Source organism: Paraburkholderia sp. RL17-373-BIF-A, assembly GCF_046030175.1.
Taxonomy (GTDB): Bacteria; Pseudomonadota; Gammaproteobacteria; order Burkholderiales; family Burkholderiaceae; genus Paraburkholderia.
In genome coordinates this window covers 1-617 of sequence record NZ_JARESO010000377.1, presented here as the reverse complement: position 1 = coordinate 617, position 617 = coordinate 1, and the positions used below count along the sequence as shown (strand labels likewise).

At 61.3% G+C, this 617-nt stretch carries 1 protein-coding gene; it reads left to right on the top strand.

Annotated elements, in window-relative coordinates; all coding sequences use genetic code 11:
* Nucleotides 1–113 precede the first annotated feature (113 nt).
* Nucleotides 114–617 (top strand): helix-turn-helix domain-containing protein (locus P0D80_RS50955; protein WP_408296522.1); only part of this gene is annotated, 504 nt, incomplete at its 3' end.

Sequence of the window (617 nt, the reverse complement as noted above, 5' to 3'; positions counted from 1 at the left end):
TGCGATGGACTAGACTAAATCTGACAGTGGTCGGTTTCTCGTGCTGATGCGCGTTGGCGCGGAGGGCGTAGCCCGAAGCGGTAACACGCGCGGCGAACCGCAAGGAGTCCACCATGACTCAGGAACAGAAAGTCATCCGCGCCAAGGTCGGCATGCTCGAACTGGCCCGGCAACTGGGCAATGTCAGCCAGGCCTGCCGCGTAATGGGATATTCCCGCGACAGCTTCTACCGCTTCAAGGAACTGTACGATAAGGGCGGCGAAGCCGCCCTGCAGGAAATCTCTCACCACCGTCCGTTGCCTAAGAACCGCGTGGATCCGCAGGTCGAGGCGGCGGTGGTCGATCTGGCTCTGGAACTGCCTGCCTACGGCCAGATCCGTATTGCCAACGAAGTACTCAAGCGCCATGCCCTGAGCGTCTCGCCGCAGGGCGTGCGCAGCATCTGGCTGCGTCACGATCTCGAAACCCTGAACAAGCGCCTCAAGGCACTGGAGGCGAAATCCGCCCAGGAGGGACTGGTGCTGACCGAATCGCAACTCACCGCGCTTGAACGTGCGAAACTGGAAAAGGAAACGCACGGCGAGTTCGAATCGGAATGCCCCGGCTACTGCGGCGCA